This is a genomic window from Peribacillus sp. TE19612 (genome assembly GCF_056279465.1).
Window position 1 is genome coordinate 117,384 of the sequence record NZ_JBWCCL010000013.1, and the last position, 14,610, is coordinate 131,993.

Annotated in this window: 10 protein-coding genes; 9 read left to right on the forward strand and 1 reads right to left on the reverse strand. The window is 40.7% G+C overall.

What is annotated here, in order from left to right; translation table 11 throughout:
- Window positions 1-174: 174 nt before the first annotated feature.
- Window positions 175-3,270 carry an SH3 domain-containing protein gene (locus ACZ9AO_RS21245; protein ID WP_476110256.1) on the forward strand — a complete coding sequence of 1,032 codons (3,096 nt, stop codon included), beginning with the start codon at window positions 175-177 and terminating at the stop codon, window positions 3,268-3,270.
- Between the two features lie 46 nt (window positions 3,271-3,316).
- On the opposite strand, the gene ACZ9AO_RS21250 is transcribed toward ACZ9AO_RS21245, so the two are convergent.
- A complete protein-coding gene (locus ACZ9AO_RS21250; protein WP_034310751.1) occupies window positions 3,317-3,751 on the reverse strand; it encodes an Rrf2 family transcriptional regulator in 435 nt (144 codons plus the stop codon).
- A gap of 314 nt (window positions 3,752-4,065) precedes the next feature.
- Between ACZ9AO_RS21250 and ACZ9AO_RS21255 the strand changes: the two genes are divergently transcribed.
- From ACZ9AO_RS21255 to ACZ9AO_RS21290, 8 genes are all read left to right on the forward strand, one after another.
- Entirely contained in the window at window positions 4,066-4,758 is a 693-nt protein-coding gene (locus ACZ9AO_RS21255; protein ID WP_476110258.1) for a DsbA family protein, read from the forward strand.
- Window positions 4,759-4,760: 2 nt separating this feature from the next.
- Window positions 4,761-5,171: a disulfide oxidoreductase gene (locus ACZ9AO_RS21260; RefSeq protein ID WP_048690108.1), complete on the forward strand. Its 411-nt coding sequence runs from the start codon at window positions 4,761-4,763 to the stop codon at window positions 5,169-5,171.
- A gap of 345 nt (window positions 5,172-5,516) precedes the next feature.
- Window positions 5,517-6,158: an NAD(P)-dependent oxidoreductase gene (locus ACZ9AO_RS21265; protein WP_476110261.1), complete on the forward strand. Its 642-nt coding sequence runs from the start codon at window positions 5,517-5,519 to the stop codon at window positions 6,156-6,158.
- A gap of 404 nt (window positions 6,159-6,562) precedes the next feature.
- Entirely contained in the window at window positions 6,563-7,450 is an 888-nt protein-coding gene (gene galU / locus ACZ9AO_RS21270; RefSeq protein WP_063596001.1) for a UTP--glucose-1-phosphate uridylyltransferase GalU, read from the forward strand.
- 137 nt (window positions 7,451-7,587) lie between these two features.
- On the forward strand, window positions 7,588-11,190 hold the full coding sequence (locus tag ACZ9AO_RS21275; protein ID WP_476110262.1) for a CDP-glycerol glycerophosphotransferase family protein: 3,603 nt from the start codon (window positions 7,588-7,590) through the stop codon (window positions 11,188-11,190).
- 93 nt (window positions 11,191-11,283) lie between these two features.
- Entirely contained in the window at window positions 11,284-12,255 is a 972-nt protein-coding gene (galE, locus tag ACZ9AO_RS21280) for a UDP-glucose 4-epimerase GalE (RefSeq protein ID WP_476110264.1), read from the forward strand.
- Between the two features lie 209 nt (window positions 12,256-12,464).
- Window positions 12,465-12,689 carry a stage III sporulation protein AF gene (locus ACZ9AO_RS21285; protein ID WP_476110266.1) on the forward strand — a complete coding sequence of 75 codons (225 nt, stop codon included), beginning with the start codon at window positions 12,465-12,467 and terminating at the stop codon, window positions 12,687-12,689.
- A gap of 513 nt (window positions 12,690-13,202) precedes the next feature.
- Window positions 13,203-14,483 carry a M20 family metallopeptidase gene (locus tag ACZ9AO_RS21290; RefSeq protein ID WP_476110268.1) on the forward strand — a complete coding sequence of 427 codons (1,281 nt, stop codon included), beginning with the start codon at window positions 13,203-13,205 and terminating at the stop codon, window positions 14,481-14,483.
- Window positions 14,484-14,610 lie beyond the last annotated feature (127 nt).

Consider the following 14,610-nt stretch of genomic DNA (forward strand, 5'->3'; position numbering starts at 1 on the left):
TACTTAAATGTCTATTATTTTACTATTGTGTTACAATCGCTTTTATCTCCCTATAGATCTAAAGGAATATGTTATATTTTAGACGAATGAGCATATTTGCCTATATTACCATACTAATTTTAACCGATATTTAAATAAATGTTAAAAATATAATTCTTTAGTAGGGAGAATGAGATGAAGAAATTAATTATACCAACTTTCTGTTTTGCAGTGTTGTCTACAGTTGCTTTCGAAGAAAAAATATCTGCAGCTCCACTACATGCCGAACAGGCCAATATTGAAGACGTCATGTTTGTGCAGGTGAATTCCGGATCGCTCAATATGAGAAAAAACGGGGCGGAAGGTGCGAGCATAGTCGCAAAGCTCGCAAATGGCACAAAGGTGACGGTGTATTCGGAATCCAAAGGCTGGGCGAAGATCAAAGCCAATGGAAAAGAAGGATATGTCAGTACCAAGTATTTATCGGCAACGAAGCCAGGGACTTTAACGAAAACTGCAGTGACCATTAAAACGACAACTAAATATGTGAATGTGAGCACAAGTTTACTTAATATGCGAAAAAGCGGGAGTGATAGTGCCAGCATAGTCGCAAAGCTGACAAGGGGCACACAGGTGACGGTGTATTCGGAATCCAAAGGCTGGGCTAAGGTCAAGGTCAATGGAAAAGAAGGATATGTCAGTACCAAGTATCTATCGGCAACGAAGCCTGGAGTGGTAAAAAAGGCTGCGGCGACCGTTAAAACGACAACTAAATATGTGAATGTGAACACAGGTTCACTTAATATGCGAAAAAGCGGGAGTGATAGTGCCAGCTTAGTCGCAAAGCTGACAAGAGGCACACAGGTAACGGTCTATTCGGAATACAAAGGCTGGGCGAAAATCAAAGCCAATGGAAAGGATGGATATGTCAGCACGAAGTATCTATCGGCAACGAAGCCTGGAACAGTGACCAAAGCTGCGGCAACGGGTAAAACGACAACGAAATATGTGAATGTGAGCACGGGATCACTCAATATGCGAAAAAGTGGAAAAGCTACCGCAAGCATAGTTGCCATCCTTTTAAAAGGGACGAAAGTGACGTTGTACTCGGAATCCAATGGCTGGGCGAAAATCAAAGCCAATGGAAAGGATGGATATGTCAACACCAAATATCTGTCTGCTTCTAAGCCGGGATCGGGATCAACGGCAGCCACACCTGTAAAAACGACGACGAAATATGTAACCGTGAGTACGGGATCACTCAATATGCGAAAAAGTGGAAAAGCTACCGCAAGCATAGTCGCCATACTTTCAAAAGGAACGAAAGTGACGGTGTATTCGGAATCCAAAGGCTGGGCGAAAGTCAAAGTCAATGGAAAGGGCGGATATGTCAGCACGAAATATCTATCTGCTACAAAGCCAGGAACGGGATCAATGGCAGTCACGCCTGAAAAAACGACGACGAAATATGTAAACGTGAGCTCTGGAACGCTCAATATGAGAAAAAGCGGATCGGAAAGCGCGAGCTTAGTCGCAAAGCTGTCAAAAGGAACGAAAGTGACGGTGTATTCGGAATCCAAAGGCTGGGCGAAGATCATAGCCAATGGAAAAGACGGCCATGTCAGTACCAAATATCTATCGACAACAAAACCAGGAACGGGATCAGTCACGCCTGAAAAAACGACGACGAAATATGTAAACGTAAGCTCTGGAACGCTCAATATGAGAAAAAGCGGGTCGGAAAGCGCGAGCATAGTCGCAAAGCTGTCAAAAGGAACGGAAGTGACGGTCTATTCGGAATCCAAAGGCTGGGCGAAAATCAAGGCAAATGGGAAGGATGGGTATGTCAGTACTGACTATCTATCGACGATAAAGCCTGGAACGGACTCCAAACCATCCATACCTGAAAAAACGACAACCAAATATGTAAATGTCAGCTCGGGTTCACTGAATATGCGGAATAAGCCGTCGGATAGTGCTTCCGTCATTGTGAAACTGGCAAGGGGTGTAGAGGTAGAAGTCATCTCGGAATCAAATGGCTGGTCAAAAATTAAAGCGTATGGCGGAGAAGGTTATGTCAGTACGAAATATCTATCAGCAACGAAGCCAGGTTCTGTACCGGGACTGAATCCAGATGGAGAAGCAAACACATTAGTTAAGTATGTAAACGTAAGTGATGGCTCGAGTCTAAATATGCGGTCTGCAGCATCGGCTTCCGCTTCAATTATAGCCAAGCTTGTAAATAATACGGCCGTAACGGTGTATTCAGAGTCTAATGGCTGGTCAAGAGTCACGGCCAATGGAAAAACCGGATATGTCAGTACGCAATATTTAACGGCCAAAGCACCGGAAGGTCCGGGAAGCTCGAATGGATCGATAATCAGGATCGATAAAGAGTATAATCTTACGATGGAAAAGATGGTTGAAATTCAAATGGCCGTAAACGGTCAGACGGATAAGAAGTATAAAACCTACATACGTGAAGATGGATTAACTTTAATCAATTCAACAAAAGGTACCGTTAAAGGAACCGGATGGCGTGTCAGGGGCGGAGCTGGATTGAATTATTGGGCAGTCGGTCCTGTAAGCAATAATCAATCATTGACTATTAAATCAAAAGTAAGGGGCTCTGACGGATACTATTGGTATGAGGTGGACTATAACAAGACATGGGTAAATGCCAGTCCGGAAGATATAGAATATAATCTTAACCCAAATAATTTCGTGAATGATCCAGTCCGTTCATTCCAATTCGTCAAGCTCTCCCAAGTCACTAATATGAACGTTTCTGAAGTGAATAATAGAATCCTTTCAGGCAAAGGGATACTGCAAGGCAAAGCGGCAACCTTCACTGCGGCAGGGGAAAAATACGGGGTCAATGAAATCTACCTGATTTCACATGCTTTGCTGGAGACCGGGAATGGCACTTCACCATTAGCGACTGGCGTAAAGGTGAACGGGAAAACGGTCTATAATATGTATGGAGTCGGGGCGTTTGACGGAACGGCGCTAAGCAGCGGCGCTCAATACGCCTATAATGCAGGCTGGTTCACCCCGGAAGCGGCCATCATAGGCGGTGCTGAATTCATCGCCAAAGGATATATCTCTGCTGGACAGGACACGCTTTATAAAATGAGGTGGAACCCTACAGCTGCAGAGAAATATGGATATGCATCACACCAGTATGCGACTGATATTGGCTGGGCAACAAAACAAGTGAAACAGATTTATAATTTATATAGTTTATTAGATTCGTATAAATTGACGATTGAGGTTCCTAAGTATAAATAAAGGAACAAGAAAAAACACATGAGTCCGGCTCATGTGTTTTTTTTTGCTACTCAGTTTTATCCTTTTCCAGAATCCCCTTGACGACATCCTCGATCGTCACCACTCCCAACGCCTTTTCCAAGGCAAGTTCAGCAACGGAAAAGATGGGTTCTATTGTATCTTGTATATTTCTTCCAACAGTGCATGCTGGATTAGGATTTTCATGAATTCCAAATAATTCTTTATCGGAGACAATGTTGACAGCGTGATAAACATCGAGCAAAGTGATATCCGACAATTCCTTGGCCAATGTCGCTCCGGCGATACCCGGCCGAACATTCACTAAACCTGCATTCTTCAGCATGCCAGTGATTTTTCTGATTAAGGCTGGGTTGGTGTTTACACTTTTTGCAATAAAATCGGAAGTGTTAACGCCTTCTTTGTTTATTTCTAAAAGAGATAATATATGGATTCCTACGGAAAAGCGGGTACTGATGGACATCTCTTTTTTCTCTCCTTTAAAATCTCTATTCCTATATAGTATAAATTATTTAACATGTAATTCAAGTGGTTACAAGTTATAATGACCTGCAAGAATAATATTTATCCATTAACCGTTTCCTTGTCAAGTCACGCCGTTGCTGCAAAGGCAAAAATAAAAGGTATGTGTAATTGACAAACAAGCATGGTGAAACTTATATTATAACGTGTAAATGAATCAGTTACAGGTGAAAGGTGCAGGAAAGGGGGAACTGAAATCGGCCGCCATGGCTGGATAAGAAATATCGACACAACTACAAGTGATGGAGGTATATGATGGCTAATAAAAAAAAGGGTAATCAAAAACAATCTTCAGCATTCACGTTTTGGATCATCGGGTTAATCGCTGTAATCATTATTGGCTTTATATTTTTAGCAAATGGGAAAAAAGACGAAGATACAGCCGTTAATGAAATCGATTATAAATCACAACCTTATTTGGGAGAAAAATCGGCTCCTGTCCAAATAGTGGAATTTGGGGATTATAAATGTCCAGTCTGTAAGACATTCGAGGAGCAATTCTTCCCTTCTATACAAAGTGAATTGATTGATACAGGAAAAGCGCAATTTTATTTCATGAATTATTCGTTCATTAACGTCGATTCAACCAGATCCGCTAAATTCGCGGAAAGTGTTTATCAGGAATTAGGCAATGAGACCTTTTGGGAATTTCATGAGCTTTTGTTCGATAAGCAGCCAGCTGACCTGAAATATGAAAAGCAAGATGTCTTTACGGACAAATTCTTAGAAGAAACTTTGAAAGAAATCGCAAATGACAAAGATGTGAAAAAGGTCGTTACCTCGTTTAAATCCAAAAAGTCCGAGGACCAATGGAACAAGGATATGGAGTTGGCCGACGAATTGGGCGTTACTGGAACACCTTCCTTATTTGTCAATGGCAAGAAGTTTGAAGGAAATACAATCGATGATTTAGTGAAAATGGTTGATGATGCAGCGAAGGAGAAATAGTGATGAACAAGCCACTATTACTTTCTTGGATCCTGTCCATCATCGCCACTGCCGGAAGTCTCTACTTTAGTGAGATTCTCCATTATGTACCCTGCACCTTTTGTTGGTACCAAAGGATCCTGATGTACCCGCTCGTCATCTTATTGGGCCGGGCCTTTTATGAACAGGACCTGAAAATCTATCGATACATCCTCCCATTATCGATTTTGGGGATGGCGGTGTCAGGGTATCACTATAGTCTGCAAAAAATTCCAGCACTACAGCATTTCGAAATGTGCCAAAGTGGGGTTCCCTGCTCAGGTGAGTATATAAATTGGCTAGGATTCATCACGATCCCGTTTTTGTCCTTCATCGCCTTTACGCTCATCACAATCTGCATGGCACTGCTAATGAAAAAGAAAATCAGCATGTAATCAAGCGCACCATTCTAAAAGGAATGGTGCGTTTTTATATATATCGGATGAAAAATCAGGATATATCAGCGAAACTGCAGATATATCATCAAAAATCGGACTATATCGTCGAAAAACAGGATATATCATCGAAAATCCGGTATATCGACGGAAAACAGCAATATATCGACGAAAATCAGGATATATCATCGAAAATTGCAATATATCGACGAAAGGCCGGATATATCTCCGAAACACCTCTAAATAATAAAGTTGACAAAATGTTAACTTGTAACTTATATTATTACATGTAAGCAATTTAGTTACAATTAATGTTTCAAAAACAATATATAGGAGGAATGTAAAATGAAAATCGGTATTATTGGTGCGAGCGGAAAAGCTGGAAGTCTGATTTTAAAGGAAGCATTGACTAGGGGACATGAAGTTACGGCCATTGTCAGGGATGAAGCTAAAGTCCAAATTCAAGGAGCTTCCGTACTGGAAAAAGACGTATTCGATCTGAAAGCAGAAGATATTAAAGAATTCGAAGTTGTAGTGAATGCGTTTGGCGCTGCTCCGGGGAAAGAACATCTGCATGTGGATGCAGGAAAAATCTTGATTGAAGCAATGAAAGGGGCTCCACAAACGAAACTGATCGTTGTTGGCGGAGCTGGAAGTCTTTTTGTTGACGAAGCAAAAACGATCCGTGTCCTGGATACGCCGGAGTTTCCTAAAGAATACTTTGCAACAGCGTATAATCAATCCAAGAACCTTGGAGATCTGCAAAACGCCACTGACATCCAATGGACGTTCATCAGTCCTTCCGCCTTCTTTGATCCGGAAGGAAATAGAACAGGTGGGTATAAACTGGGTAAAGACAACCTTCTTGTAAACTCAAAGGGCGAAAGCTATGTAAGTTATGCCGATTTTGCCCTTGCAGTACTTGATGAAATTGAAAATTCGCAGCACATCAACCAGCGCTTTACCGTTGTTGCCGAAGCTGAATAATTTAGTGACGTCTCTCCTCTGGGGTGACGTTTTTTTTACGATAGAAACTTCTGAATCGGCGCAGGCTCGCCAAGGAAGACCGTTGATGTATATTTCATCGCTGATGAGGATCAAAGAGCCGACGGTGGGCACCGATAGAGAAGAAGCCGAGTAATAGAAATTGAAGCAGGTGAGATGATCAATAATTGATAAGTCTTTAGATCTATGAGCTGTAAGTAAGAAAATAAGGCCTTTTCCTTAAGAATCGGGGAAAGGCCTTAAATATTTTGGTTGCGTTTACAAATGAAGGAATTTTTTCTGTTAATATATTTACAAAAAACGAGTCTATGTTACTATAAAAAGGATGATTCAGAAAAATTTGGGGAGTTTTGTTGATTTATCCTAATATGAAGGAGTTACAAAGAATGAAAAAAGTTAAAAAGGCCATTATACCTGCAGCGGGATTGGGAACCAGATTCTTGCCCGCAACGAAGGCTATGCCTAAAGAAATGCTGCCAATAGTCGATAAACCAACTATACAATATATTATAGAAGAAGCCGTGAAAGCGGGAATTGAAGATATAATCATTGTCACAGGAAAGAATAAACGAGCGATAGAGGATCATTTTGATAATGCGTACGAACTAGAGAATAACTTAAGTGAAAAAGGGAAATTCGATTTATTGGAGAAGGTGCGATACCCATCCAATTTGGCTAATATCCATTACATTAGGCAAAAAGAACCGAGAGGCCTCGGACATGCTGTTTGGTGTGCACGTAACTTTATTGGTGATGAGCCATTTGCCGTCCTTTTAGGCGATGATATCGTGGAAAGCGATGTGCCCTCCCTGCGTCAATTGATCAACGAATATGATGCGACAGGTTCATCCATCATTGGTGTGCAGCCGGTGAATGAGAGCGAAACACATAGATATGGCATCATCGACCCGCTTACGCAAGAGGGCAGGAGATACGAAGTGAACCGTTTCGTCGAAAAACCAAAACAAGGAACGGCTCCATCCAACTTAGCCATCATGGGAAGATACATACTGACTCCGGAAATATTCGACTTCCTGGCCAAGCAGGAAACAGGAGCTGGCGGTGAAATCCAGTTAACGGATGCCATCCAAAAACTGAATGAAATCCAAAGTGTCTTCGCTTATGATTTTGAAGGAAAACGCTATGATGTCGGAGTTGTCGATGGCTTTGTGAAAACGACAATTGAATTTGCCCTGCAACGTCCCGATTTAAGAGACGACATTTTAAAAGTAATGGAAAATATCCTCGAAATGCACAAGGCAGTGGATAAGTGATCTTTTAATTTAATAGAGTAATTATTTTAGAAAAAATCTCCAACTATTGATCATTCATAGTTGTTATTTTTGGTTACTGAAATGCAAACATAATTTTGAATGGGGAATATAAATCCATAAAAGGGGATGCCTATTTAGTGAATAAGAAGGTAATAAAAAGAAAAGTCGATTTCCTTAAACAGCCTATCGTTAATTTCCTATTAAAGGAAAATCATCAGCGTGTAAATAGATATGCAAAGTATTATGAGAAATTAAGCATTCAAAAAAACACCATTCTATATGAGAGCCGTGATGGAAACAGTATGACCGACAGTCCATACGCCATGTTTAAATATATGCTGGGAAATCCTGACTACCAAGATTTTATGCACATTTGGTCCATCCAGGATTTCAGTGTCCTCTCAGGTGTAATGGCGAAGTATAAGGATATGCCGAATGTTCAATTTGTTCAACGTAATTCAAAGGAATATTTAAAGTGGTTGGCAACAAGTGAGTATTTAATCAATAATTCCACATTCCAGTCTTTCTTCATCCCTAAAAGCGATCAGATTTACATCAATACCTGGCATGGAACGCCCCTTAAGAATATGGGCTTTGATATACCCGGTAACCCTTCGGCCTCTCAAAACGTTGTCAGGAACTTCTTGAGTGCAGATTTCATTTTGAGCCCTAATGCCCATACTACCAACATATTTACACATAGCTATAAGTTAAATGGATTGTATAAAGGTGAAATAATAGAAGAAGGATATCCGAGGATCGATTTGACGCTGAATACGAATCCGGGGGAGTATAAGGATTATTTAAGGACCCTGGGGTTGAAAATCAGTGATGCTAAGGAAAATATTTTATATGCCCCGACTTGGAAGGGGACGAATCTGGCCAAGGTGGATAATGATCTTCTTCAAATCATTGCAGATATTCATTATTTACAAAGTCAAATCGGTGAACAATATAACCTATTAATTAAGGTACATCCATTTCTATATAAAGAAGCGGCCAAGCATTCGGAAATCAAGGATCGGCTAATACCAGACCATGTGGATACAAATGAATTGCTTGCTGCAGTCGATTTGCTTATCACGGATTATTCCAGCATTTTCTTTGATTACCTTGTTACGGATAAGCCCATTCTATTTTACACTTGGGATACGGACGTTTATGCAGAGCAAAGGGGACAATATCTCCAAAATGACGAACTTCCGGGACCCATGCTTTTTAACTCAAAAGAATTGGCGCTAGCCATTAAAGATATTAAAGATGTGGAATTGAGATATTCCGATAAATATAAAAAAATGCAGGAAAAGTTCACGAACCATGAGGATGGAAAAGTAACGGAGAGAATAGTGAAAAATATATTCAATAAGTCTACGAAACAACTAAACACAATTACCGGGCTGGATACGGCAAAGGAAAAAATATTAATTTATCCGGGCGGTTTGAGGGATAACGGGATTACATCTTCTTTCCTTAACTTAATGAATAATATTGATTATGATAAATATGATGTCAGCTGTTTCACGGCCACTCCTCACTCATACGAGGTTTTGAAAAATATGGGCAAGGTTAATAAGAATGTGCGTTTTCTATTCAAACCTGGCTTGCCTGTTTATAACATATTGGAAGTCTATAAAGATAAATTCATCCATAACAGAGGGGAAAGAGGTTTCTTAGGGAAGAAGCTTTACCCGGAAAATGCCTATATTAGAGAGCATGCACGTTTATTCGGCAAAACAAAGTTTGATTTTGTTATCGATTTTAGCGGTTATAGCCATTATTGGGCTAAATATCTGCTGGCGGCGGATGCAAAAAAGAAAGTTTGTTATATGCATAATGATTTGCTTTCTGATAGTGAACGCATCATTAACGGAAAGAGACCTCACCGGATTAATCTAAGAGGGATTTTTTCGGTATACAATCGATTTGATAAACTGGTAAGCGTGTCTGAGGGAACGATGGAATTAAACCGAAAGAATCTATTGGAGTATGCAGACTTCGATAAATTTGATTATGTAATGAATTCCATCAACCCAGATAAAATCCTTCAAATCGAGTCAAATGAGCCTGAAGGTAGTGAAAATGATGAAAAGGCGATGATCACAGAAAACTTCAAAGCGAGGGCGATTTTAAGGGATGTCAAGGATAATCCTGTTTGGAATACCCTTCCGGGAATTTCGAATGCCGCTCAATTTCCATTGGAAGAACGATTTGAAGGTGCTGAAATCGTGATTTCGAGGAAAACCTATGCTGATCAAAAGACTTTTTATAAATTCAGTCATGACAATCAAATAATAGGCTGGATTAGTGACGAAGCTGTGGAGCTTCTGCCAGACAGCATTATTTATGAAAAAGAAGTGGATAAAATTGCAAGGTTAGTAAGACCTCGATCGAACTATATTTGGTCCTTGCCGTATAAAGTTGAAGGAACGTACAAAGTTTCCGGCAGTCATGATTTTAAAGGGATCATTGTAAAAGTCGATAGGGAAGCAAAAACCCAGCATTCGATTTATAGCAGAATATCAGTAAAAGACAAGATCATAGGCTGGATAGATAATTCTGCTTTATCCGTGCTTGAACATTGTACAATCAATGAAGACATGAGCTATAATGACAAGCTGCAAATCATGATGAAAAGAAAATATATAATATCGAGAAACTATAAAAACAATAAAAAGTTCATCGATAAGATCGAGAATAGAACGCTGAAGGAAATAAACACCGGTAATCAGAAGTACGGTAAAATAACCAACCCGGAAGATCATACAATCTGGACGAAGGCATATCCGAACTACAAGGCTAAAAGAGTGAGCAAGGCAATCGATTTTGAAGGGCAAATCGTCAGAATCATCAAGTATAATAGAACCAACAAAGGCGGCTATTACCTTTTCGAAATCGATAATAAGAAAATAGGCTGGTTAAATACGGGGGCATTCGAAATCATAGAAGAGCCAATCCTGTTAAAAGAACGGGAAGTGCGCGGCACTGCCGAAATTAACTTAGGCGATTATCATATATGGGATAAGCCTTATGGGCTGCAAGATGCCATGGTCTTGGAAAATGGGCCAACCTTTAATGGCCGGATCGTTGAATTCGATAAAGAAGCGGTTACTCAACTTGGTACGTATGCCCATATATCATTGGATGGGGTATCTATAGGTTGGATCGATAAACAGGCGTTAATCGTACAAGAGGTCCATGGGTTGGAAGTGAATGATCAATTCGTTCCATATCCTGATAAAAATGATTTTAACTTTGTCAATATGGGAAGGTTATCCCCTGAAAAAGGGCAAGATAATTTGATTCGTGCATTCGCAGGCTTTCATGGGAAACACAAAAATAGTAAACTGTATATTTTAGGACAAGGACCTTTAAAGGAAGATTTGCAGGCAATCATTGATGAGCTGGACTTAAATCATTCCATTCATCTTTTGGGTCAGCTTGAAAATCCATTTTCGTTCATGGAAAAATGTGACTGCTTCGTTCTTTCCTCACATTATGAAGGCCAGCCTATGGTATTATTGGAGGCAATGACCTTAGGAATGAAAATCATGGCTACTGATATAGTGGCTAACCGGACCGTTTTGGAAAACGGTAAATATGGTTTGCTTGTCGAAAATAGCATAGATGGACTGGAAAAGGGCTTAGCTACCATGGTTAGTGATGATAATCCTAAACTAGCGAAGTTTGATTATACCCAATATAATGGATTGGCCATGGAAACCTTCAATAAATGCTTATAAAACGAGGGAGGTCCTTATAATCAGACCTCCCACTAATGACATATGCGAGATTTAAAGATTCATTCAAGCTTAAAGTAAAAGGGGTAATACTATATGATTTTGGTCGTTGGCGGTGCAGGATATATTGGAAGTCATCTTGTAAAAGAGTTAGTGAAAACTGAAGAGGTTGTCATTCTGGATAATCTCTCAACTGGATTTCGTTCGCTGGTTGATTCGAAGGCCACCTTGGTGGAAGGGAATTTAGGGGACGAAGCGGTCTTGGATGAAATTTTCATTAAGTATCCGATTAAAGCGGTCATGCACTTTGCCGCTAATAGCTTGGTCGGGGAGTCTGTTCAAGATCCTTATAAATACTATGATAATAATGTAGGTGCAACTCTTACATTATTGAATACCATGCTCAAGCATGATGTTAAGAATTTCATTTTTTCATCAACGGCAGCTACGTACGGGATACCAAATGTGGATATGATTGATGAAGATCAGCCAACGAATCCGATTAACCCATATGGCCGCTCGAAATTGATGGTGGAACAGATCTTAGGGGACTTTGCAAAGGCATATGGACTTCATTATGTCGTCTTGCGTTACTTCAATGCGGCCGGAGCACATGCGTCAGCAGAAATCGGTGAAAGCCATGATCCGGAAACACACCTGATTCCAATCATTTTACAGCATTTATTAGGTCAACGTGAGAAGATTTCCGTGTTTGGTACGGACTATGACACAGAAGATGGCACATGCATTCGCGATTATATCCATGTAACGGATTTAGCCCAAGCTCATATAATCGCCCTTCAAGCCCTATTATCCGGGAAAAAGGATACGGCCACCTACAATCTTGGGAATGGAAAAGGATTTTCGGTTAAGGATGTAATCGACACTTGTGAAAAAGTCACAGGAGTGAAACCGACCATAGAGTATGCAGACCGTCGTCCTGGAGATCCAGCCCGTCTGGTTGCTTCGGCCAATAAGATATATGAAGAGCTTGGATGGAAAGCATCGATAGATTTGGAAGAAATCATTGAAAGTGCGTGGAAATGGCATAAATCTCAAATGAACTAATGGTCACTTGGGACTCGATAGTCGTTTCAGACTGTAGACAAACTCGAAGAAATATGAGTTTGCCTGCAGTTTTTTTATTTAAAGAACGTTGCAGGTGATTTCAGAAATCTGCTCCCTTTTTGATTCTATATTTGTTTAATTAATTAGCGATATTAAACAGACAAGTTTAGCATAAGTATTAATATCTATATAACTTTGTAAGCTCACAAATGTTTTTTAGGGGGGATAGCTTGTCTTTTTTGAGTGATTGGATATCGCAACTTATAATAATAATATTGCTAATTACAATTATTTACATGATGTTACCGAATAATGGTTATCGTAAATCTATAAGATTAGTATTCTCTATGGTCATTATAGTTGTTTTAATAAGCCCAATTTTAAATTTATTTAAGATTGACCCTCAAGATATTTTTAACCCAATTAAAGCGTAAGGACTCATTATTAAATTCAATTAAGGAAAAAGAAGAGGTAATTAATAAGGGGAAAGTAGAATCTATTCCTGAAATTCTCTCTGCTGAAATGAAAAATCTTGTTGAAACACGCATGGAAAAAAACATCCGTTTTTTCTCGATTTAGAGCAGGCATCGAGCCTGCTTGACGGTTGCTTGATACAACCTCTAAAACTTACAGTAGCGCCTTCGGGTAGAAGGTTCCTGAGCATAGGGGATAAGACTGCCTTCCAGCCGTTTCAATGCTTCACTTCAGCAAGTCAAAAACCCTAAAACCAGTCAAGCATAATTAGCTAAACGGAGGTTAGGCATTACCACTACATAATCTTATATATCTTTGGCTCATTAAGTTTAACTATAGCATTGAACGCGACTTTAAATAGCATGTATCAAATGTTTCCCCACTTTTAACCCCAGAAATATGATCTAGGAACAGCACATAGAATAGTATAGAAATACTGCAGCTAATACTGGACATGGAGGGGATGTATTTATATGAGTACCAGAATAATCCGGCAGCTGATAAGGTCAAGGCAACAGGAATTAGTCGAACTTGCTGCTTCATTTATTCGAATTCCAACTGAAAATCCATCGCCCGAGTTTATGAAGCAGTCAGCAGAAATGGGACGCCATATTAGCCGATACCTAGCAGCAAAAGGGTTCTTGATTACCGAGCATCGCCGTAGCGAAAATGCGCTGGTTACCGTGGTCTGTGATGCTCCCTTAACCAGGGTACCTGGTACACGGCTCCTATTTTGTGGACATACAGATGTCGTACCTGCAGGCGATTGTTCACATTGGACCTTCGATCCTTTCTCAGGAGAAGTCAGAGCAGGTATGCTTTTGGGTAGGGGAGCCTCCGATATGAAAGGAGGCTTGGCATCACTGATTTTTGTGGCTGGACTACTTCAGGAGTTCGCCCCCACTCTTAATTTGAAAGGTAGCCTAGGAGTTATTGCCTCTCCGGATGAAGAGACTGGCGGCATTGAGGTGGCCTCGCTCCTGGATCAAGGATTGATTAAGGGTGATGCTTGTCTGATTGGTGAACCAACGGACCCCCACCATCCGAATGCCGGTGAAAAGGGCAAGGCATGGATGCAGGTGATCATACCAGGTCAGGCAGATCATGGCAGCCTACAACCGCTTTATGGAATCTCCGCCGTACGAAGAGGGGCAGCCGCGGTCGAAGCACTAACCAAGCTATGTGAGCTCAAGGCAACGCCTCCGGCAGAGCCTTGTCAACTTTTGTACAATACTGAGTGGCTCCTATCTCAGCGTCTAGGAAATCCCTTACTGTCACAGTTACTTTATCGTCCCTCTTACAATCCAGGTGTAATTCAGGGCGGAACAAATGTGAACGTCGTCGCAGACAAGTGTATCATTAAAGTGGATACCCGGGTTCCATTCGGTATGAAGCCCGAGTTTGTACTTGATGTCGCTAGGAATCTTGTTAGTGCTGTAGCGCCAGGTGCGGTTGTAGAGCCAATGGTACCCTGTACTAACCCGAACTGGACCTTAGAGAATCGTCCAATTGTGAGGGCCATAGAACTGGGAATCCAGAGTGTCCTTGGAATGGAGGAACCCGTCTTCAGCGTACTTTTGCTTGGTTCAAGTGATGCCAGTCACTTCCGGCGCCATGGTATTGATACCGTCCTTTACGGTCCTGGGCTGGAACACACTATCCATGGGTACGATGAGCGGGTTTCAGTGGAGAACTTAGTAGAATCTGCCGAGATATATGCTGAGACGGCAGTCAAATATCTTAGGTCATTTTAAATCTATTTTCATTAAACTTTATGCAGGTTAATGATGCAGGGTATACTGCACGTGCTACTGTTAAGGTTCTCTTTCAAGGTGTATATGGTGGTGGTTATTGGTGGGAATATTTATATACTCGTTGGTA

What these genes read in the sequence shown, in the direction of transcription:
- ACZ9AO_RS21245 (WP_476110256.1), top strand. Translation starts at nt 175, where the DNA reads ATGAAGAAATTAATTATACCAACTTTCTGTTTTGCAGTGTTGTCTACA.
- ACZ9AO_RS21290 (WP_476110268.1), top strand. Translation starts at nt 13,203, where the DNA reads ATGAGTACCAGAATAATCCGGCAGCTGATAAGGTCAAGGCAACAGGAA.
- ACZ9AO_RS21265 (WP_476110261.1), top strand. Translation starts at nt 5,517, where the DNA reads ATGAAAATCGGTATTATTGGTGCGAGCGGAAAAGCTGGAAGTCTGATT.
- ACZ9AO_RS21260 (WP_048690108.1), top strand. Translation starts at nt 4,761, where the DNA reads ATGAACAAGCCACTATTACTTTCTTGGATCCTGTCCATCATCGCCACT.
- galE (WP_476110264.1), top strand. Translation starts at nt 11,284, where the DNA reads ATGATTTTGGTCGTTGGCGGTGCAGGATATATTGGAAGTCATCTTGTA.
- galU (WP_063596001.1), top strand. Translation starts at nt 6,563, where the DNA reads ATGAAAAAAGTTAAAAAGGCCATTATACCTGCAGCGGGATTGGGAACC.
- ACZ9AO_RS21250 (WP_034310751.1), bottom strand. Translation starts at nt 3,751, where the DNA reads ATGTCCATCAGTACCCGCTTTTCCGTAGGAATCCATATATTATCTCTT.
- ACZ9AO_RS21255 (WP_476110258.1), top strand. Translation starts at nt 4,066, where the DNA reads ATGGCTAATAAAAAAAAGGGTAATCAAAAACAATCTTCAGCATTCACG.
- ACZ9AO_RS21285 (WP_476110266.1), top strand. Translation starts at nt 12,465, where the DNA reads ATGTTTTTTAGGGGGGATAGCTTGTCTTTTTTGAGTGATTGGATATCG.